General features: G+C 66.2%; 20 protein-coding genes and 1 tRNA gene. 19 read left to right on the top strand and 2 right to left on the bottom strand.

Annotation, left to right across the window (positions count from 1 at the left end; translation table 11 throughout):
- Positions 1-255: 255 nt before the first annotated feature.
- The 8 genes from ACX80J_RS01665 to rplL all read left to right on the top strand — a co-directional run bounded on the left by ACX80J_RS01665 (position 256) and on the right by rplL (position 5670).
- Positions 256-328 (top strand) — tRNA-Trp (locus tag ACX80J_RS01665).
- Positions 329-481: 153 nt separating this feature from the next.
- The gene (gene secE / locus ACX80J_RS01660) at positions 482-739 is read left to right on the top strand and encodes a preprotein translocase subunit SecE (protein ID WP_225437453.1); all 258 of its coding nucleotides are present in this window, start codon (positions 482-484) and stop codon (positions 737-739) included.
- 104 nt (positions 740-843) lie between these two features.
- Positions 844-1767: a transcription termination/antitermination protein NusG gene (nusG, locus tag ACX80J_RS01655; RefSeq protein WP_459346605.1), complete on the top strand. Its 924-nt coding sequence runs from the start codon at positions 844-846 to the stop codon at positions 1765-1767.
- A 123-nt stretch (positions 1768-1890) separates the two neighbouring features.
- Entirely contained in the window at positions 1891-2322 is a 432-nt protein-coding gene (gene rplK / locus ACX80J_RS01650) for a 50S ribosomal protein L11 (protein ID WP_087030133.1), read from the top strand.
- A gap of 147 nt (positions 2323-2469) precedes the next feature.
- A complete protein-coding gene (rplA, locus tag ACX80J_RS01645; RefSeq protein WP_459311669.1) occupies positions 2470-3174 on the top strand; it encodes a 50S ribosomal protein L1 in 705 nt (234 codons plus the stop codon).
- A gap of 101 nt (positions 3175-3275) precedes the next feature.
- Positions 3276-4367, top strand: a complete 1092-nt coding sequence (locus ACX80J_RS01640; RefSeq protein WP_459346604.1) for a GNAT family N-acetyltransferase — start codon at positions 3276-3278, stop codon at positions 4365-4367.
- Positions 4368-4632: 265 nt separating this feature from the next.
- Positions 4633-5232 (top strand): 50S ribosomal protein L10, encoded by a 600-nt coding sequence (gene rplJ / locus ACX80J_RS01635; RefSeq protein ID WP_459346603.1) that lies wholly within the window; start codon positions 4633-4635, stop codon positions 5230-5232.
- A gap of 57 nt (positions 5233-5289) precedes the next feature.
- Entirely contained in the window at positions 5290-5670 is a 381-nt protein-coding gene (gene rplL / locus ACX80J_RS01630) for a 50S ribosomal protein L7/L12 (RefSeq protein WP_133082401.1), read from the top strand.
- 105 nt (positions 5671-5775) lie between these two features.
- Here rplL and ACX80J_RS01625 read toward each other — a convergent pair whose 3' ends face one another.
- Both ACX80J_RS01625 and idi read right to left on the bottom strand, forming a co-directional pair.
- Positions 5776-6975, bottom strand: a complete 1200-nt coding sequence (locus ACX80J_RS01625) for an acetyl-CoA C-acetyltransferase (protein WP_459346602.1) — start codon at positions 6973-6975, stop codon at positions 5776-5778.
- A 78-nt stretch (positions 6976-7053) separates the two neighbouring features.
- On the bottom strand, positions 7054-7662 hold the full coding sequence (gene idi, locus ACX80J_RS01620) for an isopentenyl-diphosphate Delta-isomerase (RefSeq protein WP_459346601.1): 609 nt from the start codon (positions 7660-7662) through the stop codon (positions 7054-7056).
- Positions 7663-7788: 126 nt separating this feature from the next.
- Here idi and ACX80J_RS01615 point away from each other — a divergent pair, with 126 nt between their 5' ends.
- The 11 genes from ACX80J_RS01615 (at position 7789) to rplC (ending at position 25558) form a co-directional block, all read left to right on the top strand.
- Complete coding sequence (locus tag ACX80J_RS01615; RefSeq protein WP_459346600.1) at positions 7789-8850, top strand: polyprenyl synthetase family protein; 1062 nt, start codon at positions 7789-7791, stop codon at positions 8848-8850.
- Positions 8851-9750, top strand: coding sequence for a phytoene/squalene synthase family protein (locus ACX80J_RS01610; protein WP_459346599.1), 900 nt, complete (start codon positions 8851-8853; stop codon positions 9748-9750). It abuts the gene before it with no gap.
- Positions 9747-11366 (top strand): phytoene desaturase family protein, encoded by a 1620-nt coding sequence (gene crtI, locus ACX80J_RS01605; RefSeq protein WP_459346598.1) that lies wholly within the window; start codon positions 9747-9749, stop codon positions 11364-11366. Before ACX80J_RS01610 ends, crtI begins: the two co-directional genes overlap by 4 nt.
- 312 nt (positions 11367-11678) lie before the next feature.
- On the top strand, positions 11679-15188 hold the full coding sequence (rpoB, locus tag ACX80J_RS01600) for a DNA-directed RNA polymerase subunit beta (protein ID WP_301226152.1): 3510 nt from the start codon (positions 11679-11681) through the stop codon (positions 15186-15188).
- Between the two features lie 187 nt (positions 15189-15375).
- Positions 15376-19269: a DNA-directed RNA polymerase subunit beta' gene (locus ACX80J_RS01595; protein WP_301226153.1), complete on the top strand. Its 3894-nt coding sequence runs from the start codon at positions 15376-15378 to the stop codon at positions 19267-19269.
- Between the two features lie 365 nt (positions 19270-19634).
- The gene (rpsL, locus tag ACX80J_RS01590) at positions 19635-20009 is read left to right on the top strand and encodes a 30S ribosomal protein S12 (protein WP_087076907.1); all 375 of its coding nucleotides are present in this window, start codon (positions 19635-19637) and stop codon (positions 20007-20009) included.
- 1 nt (position 20010) lies between these two features.
- Positions 20011-20481, top strand: a complete 471-nt coding sequence (rpsG, locus tag ACX80J_RS01585) for a 30S ribosomal protein S7 (RefSeq protein WP_087076905.1) — start codon at positions 20011-20013, stop codon at positions 20479-20481.
- Between the two features lie 87 nt (positions 20482-20568).
- Positions 20569-22683 carry an elongation factor G gene (gene fusA / locus ACX80J_RS01580; RefSeq protein WP_459343853.1) on the top strand — a complete coding sequence of 705 codons (2115 nt, stop codon included), beginning with the start codon at positions 20569-20571 and terminating at the stop codon, positions 22681-22683.
- Positions 22684-22885: 202 nt separating this feature from the next.
- Positions 22886-24076: an elongation factor Tu gene (tuf, locus tag ACX80J_RS01575; RefSeq protein WP_087076901.1), complete on the top strand. Its 1191-nt coding sequence runs from the start codon at positions 22886-22888 to the stop codon at positions 24074-24076.
- 500 nt (positions 24077-24576) lie between these two features.
- The gene (gene rpsJ / locus ACX80J_RS01570) at positions 24577-24885 is read left to right on the top strand and encodes a 30S ribosomal protein S10 (protein ID WP_026531952.1); all 309 of its coding nucleotides are present in this window, start codon (positions 24577-24579) and stop codon (positions 24883-24885) included.
- 16 nt (positions 24886-24901) lie between these two features.
- Positions 24902-25558, top strand: a complete 657-nt coding sequence (gene rplC / locus ACX80J_RS01565; protein ID WP_459343852.1) for a 50S ribosomal protein L3 — start codon at positions 24902-24904, stop codon at positions 25556-25558.
- The last annotated feature ends 1 nt before the right edge of the window (position 25559 follow it).

Genomic DNA, 25559 nt, shown 5'->3' with positions numbered 1-25559 from the left:
GCCCCCGCCCGGGACCGCATCGGGTGTCGCCGCGTCGTGGGCCGGGGGTACCCCGGCGGGTCCGTCCGGGGCGGGCTGGCGACTGTTCGGGCACTGTTCGGGGACCGTCCGACCCACTCCGGGGCGCGGTCCGGGTACCCCGGTTCGACGTTCCGGCGGTGATTGCGTAGACTTGATCCTCGGTGTTGAAACACCATGATGGTTCCTGCCCGCACCGGGCCGGCCGGAGTGGACGCTGTATCGGTTTCGAACCAAAGGGTAGTGGCGCAATTGGTAGCGCAGCGGTCTCCAAAACCGCAGGTTGCAGGTTCGAGTCCTGTCTGCCCTGCGCGTGGCCTTCGCGGATTGATCGCGAAGGCCCGGCAGAAACAGATCACGAAGCCCCGGCGCAGGCACAGGCCCCGCGCGGCGGTAAACATGATCAGCTGGGGGCGCCACTGGTGGTCCGGCTGGAACACCACACAGATTGATGAGGTTGACGGTGACCGATACGGCTGCGAGCAGCTCCAAGGGAAGCCCCTCCGAGAAGAAGGCTCCCCAGCGCGGGTTCTTCGGACGCATCATGCTGTTCATCCGCCAGGTCCTCGCGGAACTCGGGAAGGTCGTCACGCCCACCCGCCGGGAACTGGTTCGGTTCACCATCACCGTCCTCGCCTTCGTGGTCATCATGATGCTCCTCGTGACCGCCCTGGACCTCCTGTTCGGGGCCGGCGCGGTGTGGGTCTTCGGCGACAGCTGACGCCGTCCTCCGGGAATGCGGGTTCCGGCACCGCTGTTGACGTGTCGGGCCGAGTACAGGCAAGCAGAACAACTTTCGAAGAATGTCAGAAAGCAGGCGGCTAGGTGTCCGAGCAAGAACTCGAACGGCAGATCACTCCCGAAGATGGTCTGGAGAACGAGGAGTACGGAACGGAGGCGGAGGTCGACGCCTTCGACCCCGACGTGCCTGCGGACGACTCCGACGCGGCTGACCACCCTGCCGCTACCGATGTCGCCGCCGAGGACGGGCTCCTCGCCGACGACGTGGAGGCCGACGAGACCGGCGACGACGTAGACGCGGATGCCGACGACGACGAGATCGAGGCCACCGCCTCGGACGCCGTCGACGATGCCGCCGCATCCGACGCGGACGAGGCCGGGGAGGCTTCGGAGGAAGCTCCCGCCGAGGACCCCGTTGCCGCCTTCAAGGCTCGGCTCCGCCGCCAGGAGGGTGACTGGTACGTCATCCACTCCTACGCAGGCTACGAGAACCGCGTGAAGGCGAACCTCGAGACCCGCATCCAGACGCTGGACATGGAAGATTACATCTTCGAGATCCAGGTGCCGATGGAAGAGGTCGTCGAGATCAAGAACACCACGCGGAAGATCGTCAACCGCGTGCGCATCCCCGGCTACGTGCTGGTCCGCATGGAACTCACCGACGAGTCCTGGGGTGCGGTCCGCCACACGCCGGGCGTCACCGGCTTCGTGGGCAATGCGCACAACCCGGTCCCGCTGAGCCTCAACGAGGTGTTCTCGATGCTCGAGCACACGATCGTCCACACCGACGCCGAGTCGGGCAAGCCGGTCCAGCCCCAGTTCACCCCCGCCACCGTCAACTTCGAGGTCGGCGAGTCCGTCACCGTCAACGAGGGTCCCTTCGAGACCCTCCCGGCGACGATCTCCGAGATCAAGCACGAGTCGCAGCAGCTCGTCGTGCTCGTCTCGATCTTCGAGCGCGAGACCCCGGTCACGCTCTCCTACAACCAGGTCACCAAGATCCAGTAAAGCTTCGACGAATCCCGGCGTGCTTGGCCGGGAACCGTCGTGAAGGCCGTCACGCCATGACGGCCACCACCCTGCGGGACGCTCCTGTCCCGCGGGAACGCAATGCAAGAGAAGGACCCTTTCATGGCCCCCAAGAAAAAGGTCACCGGCCTCATCAAGCTGCAGATCAATGCAGGCGCCGCCAACCCGGCTCCTCCGATTGGTCCCGCACTTGGCCAGCACGGTGTCAACATCATGGAATTCTGCAAGGCATACAACGCCGCCACGGAATCCCAGCGCGGAAACGTCATCCCCGTGGAGATCACGGTGTACGAGGACCGCTCGTTCACCTTCATCACCAAGACCCCGCCGGCAGCCGAGCTGATCAAGAAGGCAGCCGGAGTCGCCAAGGGCTCGGGCACGCCGCACACCGTCAAGGTTGCCAAGCTGACCAACGCCCAGGTCGAAGAGATCGCCACCATGAAGATGGAAGACCTCAACGCCAACGACGTCCAGGCAGCTGCCAAGATCATCGCCGGCACCGCCCGCTCCATGGGCATCACGGTCGAGGGCTAATACCCCTTCCTCCCGCTCCGTCCGGCACTGCCGGACAGGGCACACCACCATTTCACAGCACGACGGCGCCGCATCCCGCGGACGACGGCGTGAGTGGCAGGGCCCGGCGCGGTCCGCAGACCACGACTGCATAAGGAGAACAAGCAGATGGCACAGCGCAGCAAAGCATACAAGGACGCTGCCGCGAAGATCGAGGCGGACAAGCAGTACGCCCCCCTCGAAGCGGTAGTCCTCGCGAAGGAATCCAACCCTTCCAAGTTCGACGCCACGGTCGAGGTGTCCTTCCGTCTCGGAGTGGACCCCCGCAAGGCGGACCAGATGGTCCGTGGCACCGTGAACCTTCCCCACGGCACCGGCAAGACCGCCCGTGTCCTGGTCTTCGCGACCGGCGAGAAGGCAGAGGCGGCCATCGCGGCCGGCGCTGACTTCGTCGGCTCCGACGACATGATCGAGAAGGTCTCCGGCGGCTGGACCGACTTCGACGCCGCGGTTGCAACCCCTGACCTCATGGGCAAGGTGGGACGCCTCGGAAAGATCCTCGGCCCCCGCAACCTGATGCCGAACCCGAAGACCGGTACGGTCACAGCGGACGTCGCCAAGGCTGTCACCGACATCAAGGGTGGAAAGATCGACTTCCGCGTCGACAAGCACTCGAACCTCCACTTCATCATCGGCAAGGTCTCCTTCGACGAGCAGAAGCTGGGCGAGAACTACGCCGCAGCACTTGAAGAGATCCTCCGACTGAAGCCTTCGGCTTCGAAGGGCCGCTACATCCAGAAGGCAACGGTTTCGACCACCTTCGGTCCCGGCATCCCCGTCGACCCGAACGTCACCAAGGTCTTCGCATCCTAAGGCCGACCCTGCAGAAGCCCCGCGGCGCGAGCCGCGGGGCTTCTGCGTTTAAGGGCGTCCGGTCCGGCCGGGACCCCGACCGGTAGGTCTATGCTCGGCGCATGACGGCGATCAGCCTGCTCCGCGTCCCCGAGACCCTCGCCGGGCCCGAGGGGAACGACTTCGCACAGAGTGCCCGAGTGTCAGACGCCGTCGAGCGTGCGATCTGGGGCCACGACGACCACGGCATGGATCCGGCGGAGCGGCTCGCCAGGGACCAGCCGACGGCGGATCGGGAGTTCGTCCTGGCCGTCGCGAGGGATCGCGGCACCGTCGTCGCGAACGTGGGCATCGGCATCCCGCACAGGGACAACCTGCGGAGCGCCGTCGTGCAGATCGCGGTCCTGCCGTCCCACCGGAGGCAGGGGATCGCCACCGCGCTCCTTGCCTTCGCGGAGCAGGAGATGGCGGACCGGGGCCGCTCCATCGCGATGGCCTGGAGCGACGCGCGTGCCGATGAGGGGCCGGAGGCCGGTCCCGTCCTCATGCCGGCCTCGGGCGCCGGCTCGTTCCCGGCAACCGATCCGTCAGCCATCCTTGCCATGCGCTCGGGATTCGAGCTTGTGCAGGTGGATCGGCAGAGCGTCCTCCACCTCGCCGCCGTGGAGGGCGGGCGGGACGGCGTCGCCCGGCAGGAGCGCGAGGCGCGCGCCGGAGGGTCGGGGGACTACGACCTCGTGGGCTGGACCGACAGCTGCCCGGAGGACCTTCTCGACGACTATGCGCTCCTGCGCCGGAGGATGAGCACCGATCCGCCGCTCGGCGGCTTCGCCCAGGAGGAGGAGGCGTGGGACGCCGACCGCATCCGGCGGGAGGAGGACCGCTCCCGGACCGCCGGCGCCTCGAGCCTGGTCTGCGCCGTCCGCCACACGGCGAGCGGGCAGCTGGTGGGGCACACCATCCTCGACCGGTCGGAGTCGAAGCCCGCCGTGGTGTACCAGGAGGACACCCTGGTGCTCCGCGGGCACCGCGGGCATCGACTGGGCCTGTGGCTCAAGGCGGCGAACCTGCGGCGCGTGTTCGACGAATGGCCGACGGCACAGCGCATCTACACGTGGAATGCCGAGGAGAACACCTCCATGCTCGGCATCAACGTCGCACTCGGCTTCCGTCCGTCGGGCCGCACGGCCGGCTGGCAGAAGACCCTCGCCTAGCGTGGATTTGGCCGAGTCCGCCGGGTCGCGTACGCTTTAACTACCAAAGACCGTCGGTCGATCCATCTCCACTTTCCTGCAGCGCACTCCTGCGCGGCCCGGAAAAGGAACAGGATCCGAAAGTTCCCGTGAGGGACGGCCTACGCAGGTGAACGAAGCTCCTCTCCACCGGCCTGTGCCCGTGTCGAGCAAAGCCCCGTGCATCTGCGCGGGGCGTTTTTTATTGGAGCTGGAAGACCGGCGCATATTCCCCGGAAGGAGGGTTATGGCAACGCCAACAAAGGTTTCTGCAGTGGACGAGATCACCACCGATTTCAAGGACTCCACCGCGGCTGTCCTGACCGAATACCGCGGGCTCACTGTTGCTCAGCTCAAGGAACTGCGCCGTGCCCTTGGCACGGACACCAAGTTCTCCGTCGTCAAGAACACCTTGACGGGCATTGCGGCAAAGGAAGCCGGCATCGACGCGTTCGATGGCCAGCTGTCCGGACCCACCGCGATCGCCTTCATCAAGGGTGACGCCGTTGCTGCGGCCAAGAGCCTCACGGATTTCGCGAAAGCCAACCCGAAGCTCGTCATCAAGACTGGAATCTTCGAGGGCAAGGCCCTCGACGCATCCGAGGTCGTTGCCCTGGCAGCCCTCGAGTCGCGCGAACTCCAGCTCGCCCGGGTGGCAGGTGTCCTCAAGGCACCGATGTCCGCCCTGGCCCGCACCGTCGATGCACTGCGCATCAAGCTCGAGGAGGGAAGCGGCGCTGCACCTGCAGCCGACGCTGACGCTCCCGCTGCCGAGGAAGCCGCTGCTCCTGCAGAAGCTGCCGCGGAGGCTCCCGCCGAGGAAGCCGCAGCAACCGAAGCGAACTAGTTTCCCTTCGATCCCCACACTCCGGTGCAGTGCACCACTAAAGGAAGGACGCCTCCCATGGCGAAGCTCACCAACGAAGAGCTCATTGAAGCTTTCAAGGAACTGTCCATCATTGAACTCTCGGACTTCGTAAAGCTGTTCGAGGAGACCTTCGATGTCACCGCTGCTGCCGTTGCAGTTGCGGGCCCCGCCGGTGGCGGAGCCGGCGAAGCCGCCGAAGAGGAGCAGACCTCCTTCGACGTCGTCCTCGAGGCTGCTGGCGACAAGAAGATCGCAGTGATCAAGGAAGTTCGCGCCCTCACCTCGCTGGGCCTCAAGGAAGCCAAGGACGTTGTCGACAGCGCCCCCAAGGCCGTCCTCGAGGGCGTCACCAAGGAAGCCGCAGACAAGGCCAAGGAGGCCCTCGAGGCCGCCGGCGCCACCGTCACCCTCAAGTAACACCCGCTGCACCCGCAGCCCGGCGCAGGCCGATGCTGCTGCAGTACACGAAAGAGCCCCGCTTCTCGCGAAGCGGGGCTCTTTCGTGTTCCGGGCCGGACCCGGTCAGCGCCAGAGGAGGAGGGCTTCACCCTGGCCGCCGCCGCCGCAGAGGCTCACGGCGGACCTGCCGGTGCCCCGGCGTGCCAGCTCCAGCGCGGCGTGGAGGGCGAGCCGCGCGCCGGACGCACCGATGGGGTGGCCGAGGGCGATCGCCCCGCCGTGGATGTTGCACTTCTCGAGGGGGTAGTCGAGGTCCTTGAGGGACTGGACGGCCACGGACCCGAACGCCTCGTTGATCTCGATGAAGTCGAGGTCTTCTGCCGTCCAGCCGGCCCGCCCGAGGGCCTGCTTGATCGCCTCGGACGGCTGCGAGTGGAGCGTATTGTCCGGTCCCGCGACCTGGCCCGGCCGTCCGACGACGGCCAGCACCGTCAGGCCGGCTTCCTCCGCGTAGGCGCGCGTGGTCACGACGAGCGCCGCGGCGCCGTCGGACAGGGGCGAGGAGTTGCCCGCCGTGATCGCGCCGTCCGGGTTGAACGCCGGCCGGAGCTTCGCGAGGGACTCGACGGTGGTGGCCGGCCGGATGCCCTCATCGGTGGTGAGGACGACGTCCTCGCCCTTGCGCTGCGGCACCCGGACCGGGACGATCTCCTCGGTCAGCACGCCGCTGTCCGTCGCGGCGGCCGCCCGCTGGTGCGACGCCGCCGCGACCGCGTCCTGGGCCGTGCGGTCGATCTCGAGGCGCACGTTCCCGCGCTCCGTCGACGCTCCCATCGATTCGTCGTCGAAGGCATCGGTCAGGCCGTCGTGCGCCACCGAGTCGAGGGCCGGGATGGACCCGTAGGTCCAGCCCTGGCGGGAGCCGGGCAGCAGGTGGGGTCCGCGGGTCATCGACTCCTGGCCTCCGGCGACGACCACGCGCGCCTCGCCGCCGCGGATCAGGCGGGCGGCGTCGATCACTGCGGTGAGCCCGGAGAGGCAGACCTTGTTGACGGTGACGGCCGGGACGTTCCAGGGGATGCCCGCCTTCATCGCGGACTGCCGGGCCGGGTTCTGGCCGCAGCCGGCCTGGACCACGTGACCCATTATGACGGCGTCCACGGCGGAGGCGGCGACGCCCGCGCGCTCCAGCGCTCCCGTGATGGCCAGTGCGCCGAGCTCGACGGCGGTGAAGGAGGCGAGCTGCCCGTTGAGGCGCCCGAGGGGTGTGCGGGCGCCTCCGACGAGGACGACGTCGTCGGGGGATGGCGTGGGTGTCGCCATGGCGAAACTCTCTTTCGTCGTTGAAATGGTGCCGCTACCAGACTAGGACTTTTCGGTGGCGCTTCCGCCGCGTCGGCGTCAGGGGATGTCGCGGGGCCCGGGGCCGTCGGCGCCCTGCGGGTAGAGCAGGGGCAGCTGCAGGGTGAGCCAGGGACTGAACGCCCACGGCGTCGCGGTGACGGCGTGCACGAGGTCGGGGGCACCGACCCACTGGTAGTCCATGACCTCGGCGGGCAGCGGAGCCACGGGGCCGTCCGCCACGGCCGTGTAGACGGGGCAGATCTCATTCTCGACGATGCCGGAGGCGTCCACGGCGCGGTACCTGAAATCCGGCAGGGCGGGCCGGATGTCCGCGACCCGAAGTCCGAGCTCCTGGGCGGCGCGCCGGTGGACGGCGTTCTCGAACGGCTCGTCGGGTGCCGGGTGCCCGCAGAAGGAGTTGGTCCAGACGCCGGGCCAGGCCTTCTTGCCCAGGGCGCGGCGCGTGACGAGGATGCGCCCGGCGTCGTCGAACACGTGGGTGGAGAAGGCCAGGTGCAGGGGGGTGTCGAGCGTGTGGACGGTCGCCTTGGAGTGCGTTCCGACGGGAGTGCCGTCCTCGGCGAGCAGCACCACGACCTCTGTCTCCGGACCCGTAGCGCCGTCGATGCCCGTCCGCTGCGCCGTGTATCCTGCTTCGCTCGCCATCGTGGCACTCTTTTCGCTGATCGTCCGGGCGGTACGCGGGGTTCGCTCCAGCTGGGCGGCCGCCCGGCTGTATACACCCCACGTGTCGTCAGGGCGCCATATCCGTTGTTTACTTTACCTATGGACATGGACACTCTGCTGGTCGAGCCCGCCGGGCTCGAACAGGTCGAGAGTGCGCTGGAGCGGTTCTTCGAGGAGTCCAAGGCCCGCGCCGCGAGGATCGGACCGGGCTACCACGCCCTCTGGGAGACCCTCGAGCGGTGCACCGCCGGCGGGAAGCGGTTCCGGCCCCGCATGGTGATGTCCGCCTACCAGATGCTCGGCGGCCGCGACCTCGCCAATGCGGCCGAGGTCGGTGCCGCCTTCGAGTTGCTCCACACGGCCCTGATCGTGCACGACGACGTGATCGACCGCGACTTCGTCCGCCGCGGGATCCCGAACGTCTCCGGCCGCTACCGCACCCTCGCCGAGGGGGCAGGCATGTCACCCGAGGGAGCGCACCACGTCGGGCTCTCCGCCGGGGTCATCGCCGGGGATCTGGCGCTCTCCAACGCCTACCGGCTGCTCGAGCGGGTCGAGGCGCCCCCCGCCGTTCGGCGCCGGCTCGGGGACATCCTCGACGAGGCGGTCTTCGCATCTGCCGCGGGGGAGTTCCTCGACATCGAGACCTCCCTGGATCCGGCCATGCCGTCCCTGGAGGCCATCGTCGACATGGCCCGGCTGAAGACCTCCGTCTACTCCTTCGAGGGCCCCCTGCAGGCAGGTGCCGTCCTCGCCGGCGCGGATGAGGAGCTCATCGCCCGCCTCGGCGATTTCGGGCGGGACGCCGGCATCGCCTACCAGATCGCCGATGACCTGCTCGGTGTCTTCGGGAACGAGACTCGCACCGGGAAGACGAACTGGGGCGACCTGCGCGAGGGCAAGCGGACCGCGCTCCTGTCCTACGTCTCCGCGCGGCCGGAATGGGAGGACATCTCGGCCCTCGTCGGCAGTCCCGGGATGTCCGCGGCGGACGCCGACTTCGTCCGGCGCATCCTCGTCGACAGCGGTGCCAAGGACTACTCCTCGGACCTCGCCGCCGAGTACGCCGCACGCGCCCGCACCCACCTCGACTCCGACGTCGTGCCCTCCGCACTGCGGTCCGCCCTCCACCCCGTGGTGACGGCCGTCGTGGACAGGGTGCACTGAGTGGGCGTGAACGATCCGCTCGCACGCTACAACGCGGCAGCGCTCAGGACCTCCGCCGAGGTCATCCAGTGCTACTCGACGTCCTTCGGGATGGCCTCGCGCATCCTCGACCGCACCACGCGCGCCTCCATCGAGTCCGTGTACGCGCTGGTGCGCGTCGCCGACGAGGTCGTGGACGGCGCCGCTGCCGGAGCGGGGCTGTCGGTGGACGAGGTCGGGCGACTCCTCGACGACCTCGAGCGTGACACCGAGACGGCCATGACCACCGGCTACAGCACGAACCTGGTGGTGCACGCCTTCGCCCTCACGGCCCGGGCCACGGGCATCGGCGTCGACCTCACCCGGCCCTTCTTCGCCTCCATGCGCGCCGACCTCACGCGGAGCGAGCACACGCAGGAGTCCTTCGACCTGTACGTCTACGGGTCCGCGGAGGTCGTCGGGCTGATGTGCCTGCGGGCCTTCCTCGTCGGCCGGACCGTGACGCCGGAGGAGGACGCCGTGCTCGTGGACGGCGCGAGGCACCTGGGCGCCGCCTTCCAGAAGATCAATTTCCTCCGGGACCTCGCCGAGGACTTCTCCACCCTCGGCCGCAGCTACTTCCCGGGCGTGCGGCCGGGGAGCTTCACGGAGGCGGACAAGCTCCGCCTCCTGGAGGACATCGACCGGGACCTGCGCATCTCGGCCGCAGCCCTCCCGGGCCTGCCCCCGACACCGCGGCGCGCCGTCACCCTCGCGCAGGGACTCTTCACCGAGCTCGCCGCGAGGCTGCGCCGGACGCCGGCCGAGGAACTCCTCCGGGCGCGGGTCCGGGTCCCCACCCCGGTCAAGCTCCGCATCCTGGCGCAAGCCTTCACCGGTCGCGCGGCACCGGAACTCGCCGCGCAGGAGAGGTCGGCATGACACCCCAGCAGAGTGGACGGACACGCGTGGCAGCCAAGGACGTCGTCGTCATCGGCGGCGGGATCGGCGGGCTCGCGACGTCGGCCCTGCTGGCCCGTGAAGGGCACAGCGTCACCCTCCTGGAGAAGCGCGGACAGGTGGGCGGCCGCGCCGGTTCCTGGGAGCAGGACGGTTTCCGCTTCGACACCGGCCCGTCCTGGTACCTGATGCCCGAAGTGATCGACCACTTCTTCCGGCTGATGGGCACGAGCGCCGCGGAGCAGCTCGACCTCGTGAAGCTCGATCCCGGCTACCGCGTCGTCTTCGAGGAGGGCGGAGCGGTCGACGTCCCCGCGGACCGGGAGGCCGTCACCAAGCTCTTCGAATCCCTCGAGGCCGGCGCCGGCGAGCAGCTGTCGAAGTACCTCGACTCCGCGGAGGACGCCTACGAGATCGCCAAGAAGCGTTTCCTCTACTCGACCTTCCAGTCCTTCCTGCCCTTCGTCCGGCCCGACGTCCTCACCCGGCTCCCGGGGATCGCATCGCTGCTCCTCCAGCCGCTGCAGTCCTTCGTCGAGAAGCGCTTCAAGGATCCGCGCATCCAGCAGATCCTCGGCTACCCGGCCGTGTTCCTCGGCAGCTCGCCCTTCGACGCGCCGAGCATGTACCACCTGATGAGCCACCTCGACCTCGACGACGGCGTGCTCTACCCGATGGGCGGTTTCAGCACCCTCATCGACGGGATGCGCCGGGTCGCGGTGGCCGCCGGCGTCGAGATCCGCACCGACGCCGACGTCGTCTCGATCGACACCGAGCCCCGGACGCCCGGCAGGTCCCCCCTGGACCGCCGGGCCGCGACGGTGCGCGGGGTCACCTACCGCACGGACGGTGCGACGGCGTCGATCCGTGCCGACATCGTCGTGTCCGCCGCCGACCTCCACCACACCGAGACCACGCTGCTGCCGGCGGACCTGCAGACGTACCCGGAAGGGTACTGGCAGAAGCGCGTGCCCGGTCCCAGTGCGCTGCTCCTCTACCTGGGCGTCCGGGGAAGCCTGCCGCAGCTCGAACACCACACCCTGCTGTTCACCACGGACTGGCGCGACAACTTCGGGCGTATCTTCGGCAAGGAGACCTCCGTGCCGTCACCGGCGTCGCTGTACGTGTGCCGACCGAGCGCCACGGACGGATCCGTGGCCCCGGCGGGCTCCGAGAACGTGTTCGTCCTCGTGCCCATCCCGGCGGATGTCACGATCGGCAGGGGAGGGCTCGAGCGCGGGGGAGACGCGAAGGTCGAGGACCTGGCCGACGCCGTCATCGGCCAGATCTCCGACTGGGCGGGTATCCCCGATCTCGCCGAGCGCATCGTCGTCCGCCGCAGCTACGGCCCGCAGGACTTCGCCGACGACCTCAACGCGTGGCGCGGCACGTCGCTGGGGCCGGCCCACATCCTGAAGCAGAGCGCCTTCTTCCGCGGCTCGAACCGCAGCGCGAAGGTCGGTAACCTCTTCTACGCGGGGAGTTCCACGGTTCCCGGCATCGGCATCCCCATGTGCCTCATCAGCGCGGAACTCATCGTCAAGCGGCTGCGCGGCGATACCAGCACGGGGCCGCTGCCGGAGCCGGCCACGGGGTAGGACGGCCCCGGCCGCCGGATGCTACCGGCAGGACGTCGTCCCCACCAGGTGTGGCGGGCTTGACGCGAAGAGGGGAGAGGGGCTATTGGACTTTACGCTGCGCATGCCGTAACGTAGTTCTTTGCGTCTTCCCTCTAAACCTCAGCCTTCATATAGCGGTGGGCTTTGCTCTGCTCTCGTTGTTTAACCTGGCCATACGGTTGGGGTCACGCGGGCGGACACTGGTGGGCACTGAGATCCCCGCAGCATACTGCGGTGGCGGTGCTGAGGCGAATGCGCTGACAAGCCTGACGGTCTGTGGAAGGATCCCTCTTGGTCGCCCCGAGCACCTCTAATAATGCAACCGCTACCAGCCAGGTCGACGCCGACGGCGCCGCACCCCGGCTCTCATTCGCAAAGATTCACGAACCGCTTGAAGTTCCCAATCTTCTCGCCCTCCAGACGGACAGCTTCGACTGGCTCGTCGGCAACGAGCGCTGGAAGGCCCGCGTTGAGGAAGCGCTGGAGAAGGGGCTGCAGGGTGTAGCCACGACCTCCGGGCTGGCCGACATCTTCGAAGAGATCTCCCCGATCGAGGACTTCCAGGGCACCATGTCCCTGAGCTTCTCCGAGCCGGAATTCGCAGACCCCAAGTACACGATGGCCGAGTGCAAGGATCGCGACGCGACCTACTCCGCGCCCCTGTACGTCAAGGCCGAGTTCATGAACAACAACACGGGCGAGATCAAGCAGCAGACCGTGTTCATGGGTGACTTCCCCCTCATGACCGACAAGGGCACCTTCGTCATCAACGGCACCGAGCGTGTCGTCGTGTCGCAGCTCGTCCGTTCACCCGGCGCCTACTTCGAGCGCACCGCGGACAAGACCAGTGACAAGGACATCTTCAGTGCGAAGATCATCCCGTCGCGCGGTGCCTGGTTCGAGCTCGAGATCGACAAGCGCGACCAGGTCGGCGTCCGCCTCGACCGCAAGCGCAAGCAGTCCGTCACCGTGCTCCTCAAGGCCCTCGGCTGGACCGAAGGCCAGATCCTGGAGGAGTTCGGCCAGTACGACTCCATCCGCGCCACCATGGAGAAGGACGCGACGGAGACCCGCGAGGACGCCCTCCTCGACATCTACCGCAAGCTGCGTCCGGGCGAGCCCCCCACGGTCGAGGCTGCCCAGACCCTCCTGGACAACCTGTACTTCAACCCGAAGCGCTATGACCTCGCCAAGGTCGGCCGGTACAAGATCAACCGCAAGCTTGGCATCGACAAGGACCTCACGGACTCCGACGCCTCGGTGCTGAACATCGACGACATCGTCGCGATGATCAAGTTCCTGGTCGCCCTGCACGCAGGTGACAAGACCCTCGGCGGCAAGCGCGACGGCGGGGACGTCGAGCTCCGCGTCGAGGTCGACGACATCGACCACTTCGGCAACCGCCGCATCCGCGCCGTGGGCGAGCTCATCGAGAACCAGGTCCGCACGGGCCTGTCCCGTATGGAGCGCGTCGTCCGCGAGCGGATGACCACCCAGGACGTCGAGGCCATCACGCCGCAGACCCTGATCAACATCCGTCCCGTCGTGGCCGCCATCAAGGAGTTCTTCGGAACCTCCCAGCTGTCGCAGTTCATGGACCAGAACAACCCGCTCGCCGGCCTGACGCACAAGCGTCGCCTGTCCGCGCTGGGCCCGGGTGGTCTCTCCCGTGACCGCGCAGGCATGGAAGTCCGTGACGTCCACCCGTCGCACTACGGACGCATGTGCCCGATCGAGACCCCTGAAGGCCCGAACATCGGCCTCATCGGTTCGCTCGCCTCGTACGGCCGCATCAACGCGTTCGGCTTCATCGAGACCCCGTACCGCAAGGTCGTCGACGGCATCGTCACCGACCAGATCGACTACCTGACCGCCGACGACGAGGTGGAGCGCCTCATCGCCCAGGCGAATGCGCCCCTCGATGCGAACAACACGTTCACCGAGGACATGGTCCTCGTGCGGACGCGTGGTGGTTCCGGCGAGCCCGTGCTCGTCGAGCCCGCCGAGGTCGAGTACATGGACGTCTCCCCGCGCCAGATGGTGTCCGTCGCGACCGCGATGATCCCGTTCCTGGAACACGACGACGCCAACCGCGCCCTCATGGGTGCGAACATGCAGCGCCAGGCCGTGCCCCTGCTCCGTTCCGAGCGTCCCCTCGTGGGCACCGGCATGGAGAAGAACGCGGCCGTCGACGCCGGTGACGCCGTCACCGCGACGAAGGCAGGCGTGGTCAAGGAGGTGTCGGCCGACCTGGTCAGCGTCCTCAACGACGACGGCACCGAGACGAACTACCCGATCATGAAGTTCGCCCGCTCGAACCAGGGCAACGCGTACAACCAGCGCGTCCTGGTCTCCGAGGGCGACCGCCTCGAGTACAACTCGATCATCGCCGACGGTCCGTCCACGGACCAGGGCGAGCTCGCACTGGGCAAGAACATGCTCGTGGCGTTCATGTCCTGGGAGGGTCACAACTTCGAGGACGCGATCATCCTGTCGCAGCGCATCGTCTCCGACGATGTCCTGACGTCGATCCACATCGAGGAGCACGAAGTCGATGCCCGCGACACCAAGCTCGGTGCCGAGGAGATCACGCGTGACATTCCGAACGTCTCCGAGGAGGTCCTCGGTGCGCTCGACGAGCGCGGAATCATCCACATCGGTGCCGAGGTCGAAGCCGGCGACATCCTCGTCGGCCGTGTCACCCCCAAGGGTGAGACCGAGCTGACCCCCGAGGAGCGCCTGCTGCGCGCCATCTTCGGCGAGAAGAGCCGCGAAGTCCGCGACACCTCGCTGAAGGTCCCCCACGGCGAGTCCGGAACGGTCATCGGCGTGCGCATCTTCGACCGCGACAACGACGACGAGCTGCCCCCGGGCGTCAACCAGCTGGTCCGCGTCTACGTGGCACAGAAGCGCAAGATCACCGACGGCGACAAGCTCGCGGGCCGCCACGGCAACAAGGGCGTCATCTCCAAGATCCTCCCGATCGAGGACATGCCGTTCCTGGAGGACGGCACCCCCGTCGACATCGTCCTGAACCCGCTCGGCGTCCCCGGACGCATGAACGTGGGCCAGGTCCTCGAGATCCACCTCGGCTGGGCAGCCAAGCAGGGCTGGAAGATCGAGGGCGAGCCCGAGTGGATGAAGAACCTCCCGAACCTTCCCCGGGAGATCTCCTCGACCACCGTCGCAACCCCTGTGTTCGACGGCGCCACCGAGGACGAGATCGTCGGCCTGCTCGGATCCACGAACGTCACCCGCGACGGACAGCGCCTCATCGGCGAGTCCGGCAAGGCGCGCCTGTTCGACGGCCGCTCCGGCGAGCCGTTCCCGGACCCGATCTCCGTCGGCTACATGTACATCCTGAAGCTCCACCACCTGGTGGACGACAAGATCCACGCGCGCTCCACCGGCCCGTACTCCATGATCACGCAGCAGCCGCTGGGTGGTAAGGCGCAGTTCGGCGGACAGCGTTTCGGTGAGATGGAAGTGTGGGCCCTCGAGGCCTACGGTGCGGCCTACACGCTGCAGGAACTCCTCACCATCAAGTCGGACGACATCCACGGACGCGTCAAGGTGTACGAGGCCATCGTCAAGGGCGAGAACATCCCCGAGCCGGGCGTTCCCGAGTCCTTCAAGGTCTTGATCAAGGAAATGCAGTCGCTCTGCCTGAACGTGGAAGTCCTCTCCACCGACGGCACCACGATTGAAATGCGTGACTCGGATGAAGAAGTCTTCCGGGCCGCGGAGGAACTGGGCATCGACCTCTCACGGGCCGAGCCGAGTTCCGTCGAGGAAGTCTAGGTTCACCCGACCGGTCCAGTCCGGTACCCGGAACGGCGGCAACGAAATTTCTGCGGCCGCTGGGCGGCCTTGAAATATTGAAGCCGCCTTCCTCCGGGCACCTCCCTGGACCGGTAGGGGATTCCACTTCCCGCCGCACCCCACGAGACTTCAAGAATTTAGAGAACAAAGAGAGAACAGGGACCCTATGTCCAGCGAATCCTCCTTCGGCCTCATGCGAATCGGCCTTGCCACCGCGGACGAAATCCGCGGCTGGTCTTACGGCGAGGTCAAGAAGCCGGAAACCATCAACTACCGCACGCTCAAGCCCGAGAAGGACGGCCTCTTCTGCGAGAAGATCTTCGGCCCTTCCCGTGACTGGGAGTGCTACTGCGGCAAGTACAAGCGCGTGCGCTTCAAGGGCATCATCTGTGAGCGCTGCGGCGTCGAGGTGACCCGTGCCAAGGTGCGCCGTGAGCGCATGGGCCACATCGAGCTTGCTGCTCCCGTCACGCACATCTGGTACTTCAAGGGCGTCCCCTCGCGCCTCGGCTACCTCCTCGACCTTGCTCCCAAGGACCTCGAGAAGGTCATCTACTTCGCGGCCTACATGATCACGTCGGTCGACGAGGAGAACCGCCACGCCGAACTGCCGAACCTCCAGGCCGAGCACGACCTCGAGAAGAAGCAGATGACGGACCAGCGCGACTCCGACATCGCCGCGATCGCCAAGGACCTCGAGGACGAGCTCGCCCGTCTCGAGGGCGAGGGCGCCAAGGCTGCCGACAAGAAGAAGGCACGTGACTCGGCCGACCGCCAGATGGCGAACGTCCGCAAGCGCGCCGACGCCGACATCGAGCGCCTCGTCCAGGTGTGGGAGCGCTTCAAGACCCTGAAGGTCGCAGACCTCGAGGGTGACGAAGGCCTCTACCGCGAGCTGCGCGACCGCTACGGCCTGTACTTCGAGGGCTCCATGGGCGCCGAGGCGATCAAGAAGCGCCTCGAGAACTTCGACATGCCCGCCGAGGCAGAGATGCTGCGCGACATCATCCAGAACGGCAAGGGCCAGCGGAAGACGCGTGCCCTGAAGCGTCTCAAGGTGGTCAACGCGTTCCTGACGACGACGAACAGCCCCCTGGGCATGGTCCTCGACGCCGTGCCGGTGATCCCGCCGGAACTGCGCCCCATGGTCCAGCTCGACGGTGGCCGTTTCGCGACGTCCGACCTCAACGACCTGTACCGACGCGTCATCAACCGGAACAACCGCCTCAAGCGCCTGCTGGACCTCGGAGCTCCCGAGATCATCGTGAACAACGAGAAGCGCATGCTGCAGGAAGCGGTCGACTCCCTGTTCGACAACGGCCGCCGCGGCCGTCCGGTCACCGGACCGGGCAACCGTCCCCTGAAGTCCCTCTCGGACATGCTCAAGGGCAAGCAGGGTCGTTTCCGCCAGAACCTCCTCGGCAAGCGCGTCGACTACTCGGGCCGTTCGGTCATCGTCGTCGGCCCGCAGCTGAAGCTGCACCAGTGCGGTCTGCCCAAGCAGATGGCCCTGGAGCTCTTCAAGCCGTTCGTGATGAAGCGCCTGGTGGACCTCAACCACGCGCAGAACATCAAGAGCGCCAAGCGCATGGTCGAGCGTTACCGCCCCCAGGTGTGGGACGTCCTCGAAGAGATCATCACCGAGCACCCCGTGTTGCTGAACCGTGCACCTACCCTGCACCGCCTCGGCATCCAGGCGTTCGAGCCGCAGCTGGTGGAAGGCAAGGCCCTCCAGCTGCACCCGCTGGTCTGTGGTGCGTTCAACGCGGACTTCGACGGCGACCAGATGGCAGTCCACCTGCCGCTGAGCCCCGAGGCCCAGGCCGAGGCGCGCATCCTGATGCTCTCCTCGAACAACATCCTGAAGCCGTCCGACGGCCGCCCGGTCACCCTGCCCTCGCAGGACATGATCATCGGTCTGCACCACCTCACCACCAAGCGTGAGGGAAGTGCCGGCGAAGGCCGCGTCTTCACCAGCGTCGCCGAGGCGATCATGGCGTTCGACATGGGCTCGCTCCACCTCAACTCGGTGGTCCGGATCCGCGTGGACAACTTCGTGCCCAGTGCCGACATCGAGGCTCCCGAGGGTTGGGAGCCCGGTACGCCGGCGCTGATCGAGACCTCGCTCGGACAGGTGCTGTTCAACGAGACGCTTCCCCTGGACTACCCCTGGGTGGAGAAGGTCGCTGACAAGGGCCAGCTCTCGACGATCGTCAACGATCTGGCGGAGCGCTACCCGAAGGTCGTCACGGCGGCAACGCTGGACAACCTGAAGGACGCCGGTTTCTACTGGGCAACCCGCTCGGGCGTCACCGTCGCCATCTCGGACATCTCCGCGCCGATCAACAAGGCCGGCATCATGGAGGGCTACGAGACGCAGGCCGCCAAGGTCCAGTCGCAGTTCGACAAGGGCCTCATCGCCGACGAGGAGCGCCGCCAGGAGCTCATCGACATCTGGAACAAGGCGACCAACGAAGTCGCCGCATCCATGCGCGACGCGATGCCGAAGGACAACACCATCAACCGCATGGTGTCCTCCGGTGCCCGTGGTAACTGGCTGCAGGTCCGCCAGATCGCCGGTATCCGTGGCCTCGTGGCCAACCCGAAGGGTGAGATCATCCCTCGTCCGATCAAGTCCTCGTACCGCGAGGGCCTGTCGGTCCTGGAGTACTTCATCGCGACGCACGGTGCCCGTAAGGGCCTCGCCGACACCGCCCTGCGTACGGCCAACTCGGGTTACCTGACCCGACGCCTGGTCGACGTCTCGCAGGACGTCATCGTCCGCGAGGACGACTGCGGTACCGAGCGTGGCCTGAAGGTCACCATCGCCGTGCCGAACGCCGATGGCGAGCTGGTGCTGCACGAGGAGGTCGAGAACTCGGCGTACGCACGTACGCTGGCCACCGACGTCGTCGATTCCAAGGGGGAGGTGCTCGCTGCCGCGGGCTCCGATGTCGGGGACGTGCTCATCGGTGAACTGTTCGAGGCCGGTATCGCCGAGATCAAGGTCCGCTCCGTCCTCACCTGCGAGTCCAGCGTCGGAACCTGTGCCCTGTGCTACGGCCGTTCGCTCGCGACCGGCAAGACCGTGGACATCGGAGAGGCCGTCGGCATCATCGCCGCACAGTCGATCGGTGAGCCCGGTACCCAGCTGACCATGCGTACCTTCCACACCGGTGGTGTCGCATCGGCGGAGGACATCACCCAGGGTCTGCCCCGTATCCAGGAGCTCTTCGAGGCGCGTACCCCCAAGGGTGTCGCCCCGATCTCCGAGGTCGCAGGGCGCGTCACCATCGAGGATGCCGAGAAGCAGCTTCGCCTGGTGGTCACCCCGGATGACGGCTCCGAGGAGATCGCGTACCCGGTCCTCCGGCGTGCACGCCTCCTGGTCGCCGACGGCGACCACGTCGAGGTCGGGCAGCAGCTCGTCTTCGGTGCGGTCGACCCGAAGCAGATCCTGCGTATCCTGGGCCCCCGCAAGGCGCAGGAGTTCCTGGTGGACGAGGTCCAGCGCGTGTACCGCAGCCAGGGTGTGGGCATCCACGACAAGCACGTGGAGGTCATCGTCCGCCAGATGCTGCGTCGCGTCACCGTGATCGAGTCCGGCGAATCGGACCTGCTCCCCGGTGAGCTGGCCGAGCGTCGCCGCTTCGAGGACGAGAACCGTCGCGTGGTGTCCGAGGGCAAGAAGCCGGCCTCCGGCCGTCCCGAGCTCATGGGTATCACCAAGGCGTCGCTCGCCACCGAGTCGTGGCTGTCGGCCGCTTCCTTCCAGGAGACCACGCGTGTCCTCACGCAGGCCGCCATGGAAGGCAAGAGCGATCCGCTGCTGGGCCTCAAGGAGAACGTCATCATCGGTAAGCTCATCCCGGCCGGTACCGGCCTGGACCGCTACACGAAGGTCACGGTCGAGCCCACCGAGGAAGCCAAGGCGAACCTCTTCACCGGTCCGAGCGCGTTCAGCGACTTCGACTACGCCGGTGTCGAGGGTGGCCTGAGCCCCGAGTTCCACGCCATCCCGCTGGACGACTACGACATGGGCAACAGCGACTTCCGCTGAACCCCGTCGGACGGAAAGGCCCCGGACCCCACGGTCCGGGGCCTTTCCCGTTCACCCCGTGCTCGCCCTACCACAGGGGGAGCGGGGTGCGCGACGGGGCGTGCCGGATCTCTGGTAGACTGAGGACCAATTGTTTGTGTGGCAAAGGATCGGCGTTGCGAAACGTATCTCCGCGTTGTACGTAAGTTGTACAACGAATGCCACATTTTCGCACGCCTACAGTCGTTTCGCGGCAGCTTGTTCGTTGGTGGTGCGCCAAACGACTGATCATCCCGACCTCCGGATGGCGCGGCCCTGCGAAGCGGCCGCAACCGCGGAGTAGGGCGACAGGGATCTCATCTTCTGACATTACGGAGAACACGAAAGTGCCTACGATTAACCAGCTGGTCCGCAAGGGCCGGTCACCTAAGGTCTCCAAGACCAAGGCGCCCGCACTCAAGGGCAGCCCCATGAAGCGCGGCGTTTGCACCCGCGTCTACACCACCACCCCGAAGAAGCCGAACTCGGCTCTCCGCAAGGTCGCCCGCGTGCGCCTCAACGGTGGCATCGAAGTTACCGCCTACATCCCCGGTGTCGGTCACAACCTTCAGGAACACTCCATCGTGCTCGTGCGCGGCGGACGTGTGAAGGACCTTCCCGGTGTCCGCTACAAGATCATCCGTGGCGCGCTCGACACGCAGGGCGTGAAGAACCGCAAGCAGGCCCGCAGCCGCTACGGCGCAAAGATGGAGAAGAAGTAATATGCCTCGTAAGGGCCCGGCCCCCAAGCGGCCGCTCGTACTCGATCCCGTCTACGGTTCGCCCCTGGTCACGCAGCTGATCAACAAGGTGCTCGTCGACGGCAAGAAGTCCACTGCAGAGCGCATCGTCTACGGTGCCCTCGAAGGCGCACGCGCCAAGTCCGGCGGCGACCCCGTGGCAGCCCTCAAGAAGGCCATGGACAACGTGAAGCCGACCCTCGAGGTCCGTTCACGCCGTGTCGGTGGAGCCACCTACCAGGTCCCCGTCGAGGTCAAGCCCGGTCGTTCGACCGCCCTGGCCCTTCGCTGGCTCGTCGGCTACTCCAAGGCCCGCCGCGAGAAGACCATGACCGAGCGCCTCCAGAACGAGATCCTGGACGCGTCCAACGGTCTCGGTGCCGCAGTCAAGCGCCGTGAAGACACGCACAAGATGGCCGAGTCGAACAAGGCCTTCGCACACTACCGCTGGTAGCAGATCTGCCGGCCGGGGCGCGACCCCACCAGGGACGGCCCGGCCGGCGGTCCAGCAGAACTCCATTTTCGTAATAAGGGAGACACCGTGGCACAGGACGTGCTTACCGACCTCAACAAGGTCCGCAACATCGGCATCATGGCCCACATCGATGCCGGCAAGACCACCACTACCGAGCGCATCCTGTTCTACACGGGTGTAAACCACAAGATCGGTGAGACGCACGACGGCGCCTCCACCACCGACTGGATGGAACAGGAGAAGGAGCGCGGCATCACCATCACGTCTGCCGCCGTGACCTGCTTCTGGGAGAACAACCAGATCAACATCATCGACACCCCCGGGCACGTCGACTTCACCGTCGAGGTCGAGCGCTCACTGCGCGTCCTCGATGGCGCCGTCGCCGTGTTCGACGGCAAGGAGGGCGTCGAGCCCCAGTCGGAGACCGTCTGGCGCCAGGCCGACAAGTACGAAGTTCCCCGTATCTGCTTCGTCAACAAGATGGACAAGCTGGGCGCCGACTTCTACTTCACCGTCGACACCATCATCAGCCGCCTGGGCGCCAAGCCCCTCGTGCTGCAGCTCCCGATCGGCGCCGAGAACGACTTCATCGGCGTCGTCGACCTGCTCCACATGCGTGCCCTCGTCTGGCCCGGCGATGCCAAGGGTGACGTGACCATGGGTGCGAAGTACGAGGTCCAGGAGATCCCCGCCGATCTCCAGGAGAAGGCCGAGGAGTACCGTGCGTCGCTCGTCGAGACCGTCGCCGAGTCCTCCGACGAGCTCATGAACAAGTACCTCGAGGGTGAAGAGATCTCCATCGAGGAGCTGAAGGCCGGCATCCGCAAGATGACGATCAACTCCGAGCTCTACCCGATCCTCTGCGGTTCCGCGTTCAAGAACCGCGGAGTGCAGCCGATGCTCGACGCCGTCATCGACTACCTGCCCTCGCCCCTCGACGTTCCCCCGATGATCGGCCACGATCCCCGGGACGAAGAGACCGAGCTGACGCGCAAGCCCAGCACGGAGGAGCCCTTCTCGGCTCTCGCGTTCAAGGTTGCGACGCACCCGTTCTTCGGTCAGCTGACGTTCATCCGCGTGTACTCGGGCCAGGTGTCCGCCGGCACGCAGGTGACCAACTCGACGAAGTCGAAGAAGGAGCGCATCGGCAAGCTGTTCCAGATGCACGCCAACAAGGAGATTCCCGTCGAGGAAGCCCTTGCCGGCCACATCTACGCGGCGATCGGCCTGAAGGACACCACCACCGGTGACACCCTGTCCGACTCGGCGAACCAGATCGTCCTCGAGTCCATGAGCTTCCCGGCTCCCGTGATCTCGGTGGCCATCGAGCCCAAGACGAAGGGTGACCAGGAGAAGCTCTCCACGGCCATCCAGAAGCTCTCGGCCGAGGATCCCACCTTCCAGGTGTCCCTCAACGAGGACACCGGACAGACGATCATCGCCGGCATGGGCGAGCTCCACCTGGACATCCTGGTGGACCGCATGCGCCGCGAGTTCAAGGTCGAGGCGAACGTGGGCAAGCCGCAGGTCGCGTACCGCGAGACCATCAAGCGCCCCGTCGCCAAGCACGACTACACGCACAAGAAGCAGACCGGTGGTTCTGGCCAGTTCGCGAAGATCCAGATCGCGATCGAGCCGATGGAGGTTGAAGAAGGCGTCATGTACGCGTTCGACAACAAGGTCACCGGTGGCCGCGTTCCCCGCGAGTACATCCCGAGTGTCGACGCCGGCATCCAGGACGCACTCAACGACGGCGTGCTGGCCGGTTACCCGGTCGTCGGCATCAAGGCGACGCTGCTCGACGGCGCCTACCACGACGTCGACTCCTCCGAAATGGCCTTCAAGATCGCCGGACGTATGGCGTTCAAGGAAGCCGCTCGGATGGCGCAGCCCGTCCTGCTCGAGCCGCTGATGGACGTCGAGGTGCGCACCCCTGAGGAATACATGGGTGAAGTCATCGGTGACCTCAACTCCCGCCGTGGACAGATGCAGTCGATGGAGGACGCCAGCGGCGTGAAGGTCATCCGTGCCTTCGTTCCGCTGTCCGGCATGTTCGGTTACATCGGTGACCTGCGGTCGAAGACCCAGGGTCGCGCAGTGTACTCGATGCAGTTCAACAGCTACTCGGAGGTCCCGAAGGCAGTCGCCGACGAGATCATCCAGAAGACGCGCGGCGAGTAAGCCCCCTCCCGGCAACGGGATCTCCGGAGAGAGCCGGCCTGTCCAAGGGCAGGTCGGCCCCCTCTCCAGCTGCCGGCCCGGTCGGGCCGGCAGCGCACAGCAATTTCATCAAAACCAAAAGCCCCCAGTAGACTTGCATGAGTTTCAGCTGCGAAAAGCGCGGCTGGGAAGCAATTCTTCTCAAACGTTCTAGGAGGAACCCGTGGCGAAGGCAAAGTTCGAGCGGACTAAGCCGCACGTTAACATCGGCACCATCGGTCACGTCGACCATGGTAAGACCACGTTGACGGCTGCCATTTCCAAGGTGCTGTACGACAAGTACCCCACTCTCAACGAGCAGCGTGACTTCGCGTCGATCGACTCGGCTCCCGAGGAGAAGCAGCGCGGCATCACCATCAACATCTCGCATGTTGAGTACCAGACCGAGAAGCGCCACTACGCACACGTAGACGCTCCCGGCCACGCTGACTACATCAAGAACATGATCACCGGTGCGGCCCAGATGGATGGTGCCATCCTCGTTGTCGCCGCCACCGACGGTCCCATGGCCCAGACCCGCGAGCACGTTCTGCTCGCCCGCCAGGTCGGCGTTCCCTACCTGCTGGTCGCGCTGAACAAGTCCGACATGGTCGACGACGAGGAGCTCCTGGACCTCGTCGAGATGGAGGTCCGCGAACTGCTCAGCTCGCAGGGCTTCGACGGCGACGAGGCTCCTGTAGTCCGCGTCTCCGGCCTCAAGGCCCTCGAAGGCGACCCCGAGTGGGTCAAGTCCGTCGAGGAACTGATGGAAGCTGTCGACAACAACGTGCCGGACCCCGTGCGCGACAAGGACAAGCCCTTCCTCATGCCCGTCGAGGACGTCTTCACGATCACCGGTCGTGGAACCGTCGTCACCGGCCGCGCCGAGCGTGGAACCCTGGCCATCAACTCCGAGGTCGAGATCGTCGGTATCCGTCCGGTCCAGAAGACCACGGTCACCGGTATCGAGATGTTCCACAAGCAGCTCGACGAGGCCTGGGCAGGCGAGAACTGTGGTCTGCTCCTGCGCGGCATCAAGCGCGAGGACGTAGAGCGCGGCCAGGTCATCGTGAAGCCGGGTTCCATCACCCCTCACACCGACTTCGAAGCCAACGTCTACATCCTGGCCAAGGACGAGGGCGGGCGTCACAACCCGTTCTACTCGAACTACCGCCCGCAGTTCTACTTCCGCACCACGGACGTAACCGGTGTCATCACCCTCCCCGAGGGCACCGAAATGGTTATGCCCGGCGACAACACTGAGATGACCGTTGCGCTCATCCAGCCCATCGCCATGGAAGAGGGCCTCGGCTTCGCGATCCGCGAAGGCGGCCGCACCGTTGGTTCGGGACGTGTCACCAAGATCCTGAAGTAGTCTTCGGACTGCCGACGTGATGTTCGGAAGGGCCCCGCTGCTGTTGCAGCGGGGCCCTTCCTGTGTCGATGCTCCAGTGCGAATTGCCCGTTCGTGGTCGGAGGGGGAGCGTCGTCCGGATCGTCGGGTAGGGGAGTGGCAGGGGCTTCCCGATTGGCGTTATCCCGGCGTCTCTGCCACACTGGATAAGTTGTTCAAGCGCTCGCGCGCGCGGTCTGAGACCTTCTCCCGGTCAGGATAATGCCTGATGCAGGGATCTGGTCCGCCGGCACGTGCGGCCCAAATATAATCCACCCCGTTCGGCTCGGCCGGAATTCGCGGACCGTGTGTGTCTAGGAAAAGCGACACGCCCGAGCGCGGGGGTCGGAGCCCTGGCAGGGTGAGGAACCCGGAATTCTTCCGGATTCAGCCTGCGGGGAAGCGTCGCACAACGGACGCAGGAAATGTACGTACGTACCGGAACTGCCCAGGCAGTTATGTAGAGAGAGAGTCGAGACGCCATGGCGGGACAGAAAATCCGCATCCGGCTGAAGTCATATGACCACGAGGTCATTGATGTTTCAGCACGGAAGATCGTTGAGACGGTGACGCGCGCAGGCGCAACGGTAGTGGGCCCCGTGCCCCTGCCCACGGAGAAGAACGTATTCGTTGTCATCCGGTCCCCGCACAAGTACAAGGACAGCCGTGAGCACTTCGAAATGCGTACTCACAAGCGTCTGATCGACATCATTGATCCCACGCCCAAGGCCGTCGATTCGCTGATGCGTCTCGACCTGCCTGCGGACGTGAACATCGAAATCAAGCTGTAAGGGAGAGCGGATACACATGTCTACTTCACTTACGCGCCAGGTCAAGGGCCTGCTGGGCGTCAAGCTCGGCATGACCCAGGTCTGGGACGAGAACAACGTCCTCATCCCGGTCACGGTCGTCCAGGCTGACTCCAACGTCATCACCCAGCTCCTCAGCGCGGACAAGGACGGCTACACCGCCGTCCAGATCGGCTTCGGCCAGATCGATCCCCGCAAGGTCACCAAGCCGCTCGCCGGCCACTTCGAGAAGGCAGGCGTCACGCCCCGCCGTCACGTGGTCGAGCTGCGGACGTCCGACGCCGACTCCTACTCGCTCGGTCAGGAACTCTCCGTAGAGATGTTCGAAGCCGGCCAGACGGTCGACGTCATCGGCACCACCAAGGGCAAGGGTTTTGCCGGTGTCATGAAGCGCCACGGTTTCCACGGTGTTGGAGCCTCGCACGGTGCTCACAAGAACCACCGCAAGCCCGGTTCCATCGGTGGAGCATCCACCCCCAGCCGCGTCTTCCGTGGAATGAAAATGGCAGGCCGCATGGGCGCCGTTCGTCAGACCACGCTGAACCTCAGGGTTCACGCTGTCGACGCAGAGAAGTCGCTGCTGCTGATCAAGGGTGCCGTCCCCGGCGCCCGCGGCCAGGTCGTCCTCGTACGCACCGCCGTGAAGGGAGCATAGC

The sequence above is a fragment of the Arthrobacter rhamnosi genome, from assembly GCF_054510975.1.
This window is presented reverse-complemented; position numbering and strand designations above follow the sequence as displayed.

Bases quoted from the DNA above. Each gene is read 5' to 3' on its own strand.
- ACX80J_RS01640 (WP_459346604.1), top strand. From the start codon at position 3,276: ATGACGGCGATCAGCCTGCTCCGCGTCCCCGAGACCCTCGCCGGGCCC.
- rpsG (WP_087076905.1), top strand. From the start codon at position 20,011: ATGCCTCGTAAGGGCCCGGCCCCCAAGCGGCCGCTCGTACTCGATCCC.
- rplA (WP_459311669.1), top strand. From the start codon at position 2,470: ATGGCACAGCGCAGCAAAGCATACAAGGACGCTGCCGCGAAGATCGAG.
- rplC (WP_459343852.1), top strand. From the start codon at position 24,902: ATGTCTACTTCACTTACGCGCCAGGTCAAGGGCCTGCTGGGCGTCAAG.
- rplJ (WP_459346603.1), top strand. From the start codon at position 4,633: ATGGCAACGCCAACAAAGGTTTCTGCAGTGGACGAGATCACCACCGAT.
- crtI (WP_459346598.1), top strand. From the start codon at position 9,747: ATGACACCCCAGCAGAGTGGACGGACACGCGTGGCAGCCAAGGACGTC.
- ACX80J_RS01595 (WP_301226153.1), top strand. From the start codon at position 15,376: ATGTCCAGCGAATCCTCCTTCGGCCTCATGCGAATCGGCCTTGCCACC.
- idi (WP_459346601.1), bottom strand. From the start codon at position 7,662: ATGGCGAGCGAAGCAGGATACACGGCGCAGCGGACGGGCATCGACGGC.
- ACX80J_RS01625 (WP_459346602.1), bottom strand. From the start codon at position 6,975: ATGGCGACACCCACGCCATCCCCCGACGACGTCGTCCTCGTCGGAGGC.
- rplK (WP_087030133.1), top strand. From the start codon at position 1,891: ATGGCCCCCAAGAAAAAGGTCACCGGCCTCATCAAGCTGCAGATCAAT.
- rpsJ (WP_026531952.1), top strand. From the start codon at position 24,577: ATGGCGGGACAGAAAATCCGCATCCGGCTGAAGTCATATGACCACGAG.
- rplL (WP_133082401.1), top strand. From the start codon at position 5,290: ATGGCGAAGCTCACCAACGAAGAGCTCATTGAAGCTTTCAAGGAACTG.
- ACX80J_RS01615 (WP_459346600.1), top strand. From the start codon at position 7,789: ATGGACACTCTGCTGGTCGAGCCCGCCGGGCTCGAACAGGTCGAGAGT.